Genomic DNA, 4,544 nt, shown 5'->3' on the forward strand with positions numbered 1-4,544 from the left:
CAACTCGCTACGACAAACTTGCCAGAAATTTCTTGGCCGCCGTCCACCTCGCCGCCATCGTCGCATATTGGATCAATTGAGTCTGAACCCTAGGGACCTGCGCTTCATTGATCTGCTCTGGCGAATCCTCAAAGCCGGTCACGTTGACCGAGGCTTGTTCTTCGCAGCCAGTGAAGGCGTTCCGCAAGGCGGCGTTCTGTCGCCGCTCCTATCCAACATCATGCTTCATGAATTTGATTGTTGGCTGGAGGCGAAATACCTAAACAAGAAAGCGAGAAAGGATCGCTGGGCGTGGAACTTCGGCATTCAACAGGGCCGTCCGATCACGGTTCGAGAGAACCGCGAGTGGAAACCTGCTGTAGCCTATTGCCGCTTTGCCGATGACTTGTCGTCATCGTCAAGGGGACGAAGGTTCATGCCGAGGCCGTTCGCGAGGAGTGCCGTGCCTTTCTGGAAGGTAAGCTGAAGTTGACGTTGAATATGGAGAAAACCCATATCACCCACGTCAATGACGGCTTCGTCTTTCTGGGGCACCGGATCATTCGCAAGCGGGGATCAAGCGGACGGATGGCGGTGGTCACGACCATACCCAAGGAGAAGGCCAAGGCATTCGCGCATAGATTGTCAAAGGTCCTCTCTGGTGATCATGATCTTGCTAAGGTCGACATGGTGGACCGCCTGAACCGCCAAATGCGGGGCTGGGCGGCCTTCTACAAGTACACGGACTTCACTGCGACCACATTCCGGCACATCGATCATGTCGTGTTCTGGAAAATGGCGCATTGGCTGGCGAGAAAGTACCGGAGCCGCATCAAACCACTGATGCGGAGCTGGTATCGAGCGCCAGTCGCTGGGCAGGCCAAGACCTGGCTTGTCCACGGGGTCAGTGAACGAGGCCATCGTGTCGGGAAAGCAATGCACCGATTGGTATCCAGTCCAAAGGGGCAGTTCCGATGGAGAAGCCCGCAAGCAAATCCCTACATCTTCAGGGAGGAGCCGAGGAAGACCATCACCTCGCAATATCAGGATGTCGCAATGGCCATGGCCAGACCTGAACGGAGAGCCGTATGCGCTGAAAGGTGCCCGTGCGGTTCGGGGAGGAGAAGCGCTTATGCGCTTCTTACTCCATTCCCGATGGCGCGCGGCTTCGTCTATCTCGCGGTGGTGCTCGACTGGTTCAGCCGCCGGGTGCCGTCGTGGCGCGTCTCGATCACGATGGAAGCCGCGTTCTGCGTCGAGACGCTGGAGGATGCTCTCGCTCGCCACGGCAAGCCGGACATCTTCAACACCGACCAGGGCTCGCAGTTCACGGGCGCCGCGTTCACCGGCGTGCTCGCCAGTCATCGCATCGCCATCAGCATGGACGGCCGGGGCGCATGGCGCGACAACGTGTTCGTCGAGCGGCTGTGGCGCAGCATCAAATACGAAGAGGTCTATCTGCGCGCCTACGATACCGTGCCCGACGCCCGCGCCTCGATCGGCCGATACCTCGTCTTTTACAATGGCCGGCGTCCCCACTCGAGCCTTGACGGCGGCACCCCGGATCAAGCTTACTTCAACCCGCTGCCGTTCCGCGCGGCAGCCTAACTCTGGCACAAGCTCCACTTATCGACGCGGAATTGCTGTTCAGACAACCGCAGCCAGCTCACTGGTCGCGTTGGTCGCCTATGCACGGATCAAGTAGCCAAGTTCACCCTACACATGGCCTGATCATATCCTTCAATGCATCCAAGATCGTTGAGTGAACTTCACGCTGCTCCTTGAGCGGGGCGGCTCTAATGGATGTCTGATTCTCTCTCCCGATCGAGCGCTACCAGATAAGGCAGGTATGACATGTTGAAGGTGGTGGTACCCTCTGAAGCTTGCTGATTGAAACTGAGCGGCGAGCCACTCAGCACGTAGAAATCCTTTCCGGGAGATATCGGATGACCGCGACTATACACGAAGACGAGAAACGCGAACGGCGAACACGTGGGACCGAACTGGCCGAGGCGTCACCCCCTGGAGCAGGCGGCGCGACTGATCATCTTGGAGAAAAGGCCGCAGCCGCATCGCGCGTTTCATTTACGTTTACGGAATGGCAAAAATCACTTGAAGCGACAAGACACTTCTTCGCCGCGTCACTGAATGACACATTAAAATTGGTTGCTTCCTCTCTGCACGACCAGGCTGCTTTTCTGAGAGCTCTTGCCGACTCGAAAACCCCGTCTGAGCTACTGAAGTGCCACCTGGATTTTGCGGAGCAATCTTGGTCGAAATCGTTCAGCGAAGGCTCAAAGATATTGGATCGTTTGAAACACGTCCATCGGCCTGCGGTAAGTTAAACAATCGGCCACGCGTGAAATAGGGCCGACGGCGCGCTTTTCCCTCCGGATTCCAATCCCGAACTGAATCCCGACCCGGTCTCGTAGGAATTGTCGCCATGCTCCATAAGTCGCCGCCGACCCCGAACAACAACGGATATAGGGAACCACCTGCTCGGGGAAGCGAAAATGATCGATCGGCGCGTGCTTTGGTTTTGCCTCGGTCTTGGCCTCTGTGTCGGCCTTGGCGTATGGTTCATTTTGCCGGGTGGGCTGGCCGGTAAGAGCGATGGTGTTCGTACGAGCGACAATCCGCTTATCGACAAGGTCAAATCAACCTGGCGAGCGCAGGATGGTGAGAGAGCGGAGCAAATCTTTTCCAAGGTCTCGAAGGTAGCACACTTCATCCCCCGGGGATGGGAGGTTGGTCAAAAGACCCACTCGGGCGAGCGAGTTATCTTTTCGTGGGCTAAACATCGGGCCCATCAAGCAAAGGAAGAGTACACGGTCACGTGGGAGGTGGCGCCCGATGGCGCAACGAAAATTGTGGCACCTTATGCAAAGCCGATGGAACTAGGCTGGCAGGCGTTCGCGCTCTCGCTCATTGCGGACGAAGTCACAAACGACGAAAGTAGCGTGAACCGTCGCTTTCTGCATAATCCCGCCAACTTCAACTTCGTAACCACCGCGCAGGGCAAATTGGGCGATCCTTCGGCGTGGCCGCTGCACTATCGGCGAGCCGATTGGAATGCATTACTCGCCGACAATAGATGAGCAGCAAGCCACGAAGGGCGGGCTGTGGCGGGTCGAACTTTCGGTCGACTGCAATGTTCCCGGACCTAGTTCTTTCACCCGTGACGGAGTCATCATTTTGGAGAAGCGCGAAGGGCAAGATTGGGAGGCACAATCGTTCTTTGCAACGCTTATCGCCACGTATGCACCCGGCTCTTGGTTTGAGCTTGCCGACCCGAAAGATCAGGAAGCGTTCGAGGCGGGCAAGAAAGTGTTGTCAAAATGACGTTCGCTGTCGATGCCTCGAGCGTCGACGATGATAAAGCCGCATGGCTGTTCAAAGTGTCCGCGCTTCGTGGTGCACGTCGCGATCTCGGTAACCGAGCGCAAATGGAGTTTGTCGGACGGTTGGGCGAGGCAAGATTGCAGACCAACACGGTGGCCGCGCCTTGACGTTCCGGCCTGTTGTGACCAATACCTCAATTGATCAGCCGCTAACGTTTGTGTACAGCGGAGCATTGACGAGTATTGGGCCATAGTAGGACGCATCGATTATCCAGTCACGCTAGGCGATCGTCTCGCCGAACCGCGATCACTCCGTCTCCGCAACCCCGACCCGGCTCCGAGGGAGCAATCGCCACCAGCGTGCCACGGGAGAGAAAGAATGGCAGCTTGAAAACAGCCCGCAGCTAAAGGGCCGATTGACATCCATCCATCTTTTCGACCTTTCGCCATCACTGACGCGGACGTTGGTCGATGAGGGCTCACTTGCTCGGCCGCCTAGTGCGATCGCTCAACAGCCTCAACACATCCGCGCGATACAGATCGGAGGGGCTTGAATCGGACCTCGCGTCAAGTTGTACCTATTGTACTATGTTCTGCTTTCCCGGCCGATCGCCTCGCGCGCCAACATCAGGAGTGCGTGGTTGATCGATTGCCACAATCCGCTGTCGCGCCATTGGTAGAAATAGTACTGCACCGTGGTCATTGGTGGGAACAGAGTGGGCGGCAGCATGCGCCACGGCAACCCGCCGCGCAACAGATAGAGCACCGCCTCGACGATGTCACGATAGCTCCATTTCGGGCGCCGCCCGCGCTTGGCCCGCACAGGAAGCAACCTCTCCAGCACGCCCCATTCCGCATCCGTCAAGTCGCTTGGCAAACGCAGCTCCTCTCGGGCAAACTGTGCCCGGGTGATATCAGTCCACATTCTCGATCCCTTTGATGCTTCGCAAAACCAATGGAATCAGAACTCGCTGATATCACTCAACTTATTTTTCGGTCGGACACTAAGGGTCATCCAATTGACGAAATCATGCGCTCAGCCGTTGCTAATCCGGCGCCCATTCAGCCAGCTCTGTCAGCCAAGACGAGGACAAGTGGTCGAGCCGGCACGTGGCTATCGCGCTCGTGAGGGCAGCCTGCACAGTTTCTGCTACATTGGAGAAGGATTATGATGCGCATTGACGAGCGCGGCACATCGCCCATTTCGGAATTTGGTGCCGATGA

Annotated in this window: 4 protein-coding genes and 3 pseudogenes; 6 read left to right on the plus strand and 1 reads right to left on the minus strand. The window is 57.1% G+C overall.

Going from position 1 to position 4,544, the window contains the following annotated elements:
• Positions 1 to 55: 55 nt before the first annotated feature.
• From GGD61_RS41565 to GGD61_RS39945, 6 genes and pseudogenes are all read left to right on the plus strand, one after another.
• A pseudogene (locus GGD61_RS41565) lies at positions 56 to 1,047 on the plus strand (reverse transcriptase domain-containing protein); the annotation flags it as partial.
• A 72-nt stretch (positions 1,048 to 1,119) separates the two neighbouring features.
• A pseudogene (locus GGD61_RS39930) lies at positions 1,120 to 1,587 on the plus strand (transposase); the annotation flags it as partial.
• Between the two features lie 338 nt (positions 1,588 to 1,925).
• A complete protein-coding gene (locus tag GGD61_RS39935; RefSeq protein ID WP_183232527.1) occupies positions 1,926 to 2,324 on the plus strand; it encodes a phasin family protein in 399 nt (132 codons plus the stop codon).
• Positions 2,325 to 2,492: 168 nt separating this feature from the next.
• Positions 2,493 to 3,077, plus strand: coding sequence for a hypothetical protein (locus GGD61_RS41150; RefSeq protein ID WP_246786224.1), 585 nt, complete (start codon positions 2,493 to 2,495; stop codon positions 3,075 to 3,077).
• A complete protein-coding gene (locus GGD61_RS41155) occupies positions 3,052 to 3,321 on the plus strand; it encodes a hypothetical protein (RefSeq protein WP_246786225.1) in 270 nt (89 codons plus the stop codon). The genes GGD61_RS41150 and GGD61_RS41155 overlap by 26 nt, the downstream gene beginning before the upstream one ends.
• Entirely contained in the window at positions 3,318 to 3,488 is a 171-nt protein-coding gene (locus GGD61_RS39945; RefSeq protein WP_183232528.1) for a hypothetical protein, read from the plus strand. Before GGD61_RS41155 ends, GGD61_RS39945 begins: the two co-directional genes overlap by 4 nt.
• A 427-nt stretch (positions 3,489 to 3,915) precedes the next feature.
• Here GGD61_RS39945 and GGD61_RS39950 read toward each other — a convergent pair.
• A pseudogene (locus tag GGD61_RS39950) lies at positions 3,916 to 4,245 on the minus strand (transposase); the annotation flags it as partial.
• Positions 4,246 to 4,544: the final 299 nt, after the last annotated feature.

It is taken from the genome of Bradyrhizobium sp. SBR1B, assembly GCF_014198205.1.
Lineage (GTDB): Bacteria > Pseudomonadota > Alphaproteobacteria > Rhizobiales > Xanthobacteraceae > Bradyrhizobium.

Excerpts from the sequence above, each read along its gene's own strand:
- GGD61_RS39935 (WP_183232527.1), top strand. The coding sequence starts at position 1,926 with ATGACCGCGACTATACACGAAGACGAGAAACGCGAACGGCGAACACGT.
- GGD61_RS41155 (WP_246786225.1), top strand. The coding sequence starts at position 3,052 with ATGCATTACTCGCCGACAATAGATGAGCAGCAAGCCACGAAGGGCGGG.
- GGD61_RS39945 (WP_183232528.1), top strand. The coding sequence starts at position 3,318 with ATGACGTTCGCTGTCGATGCCTCGAGCGTCGACGATGATAAAGCCGCA.
- GGD61_RS41150 (WP_246786224.1), top strand. The coding sequence starts at position 2,493 with ATGATCGATCGGCGCGTGCTTTGGTTTTGCCTCGGTCTTGGCCTCTGT.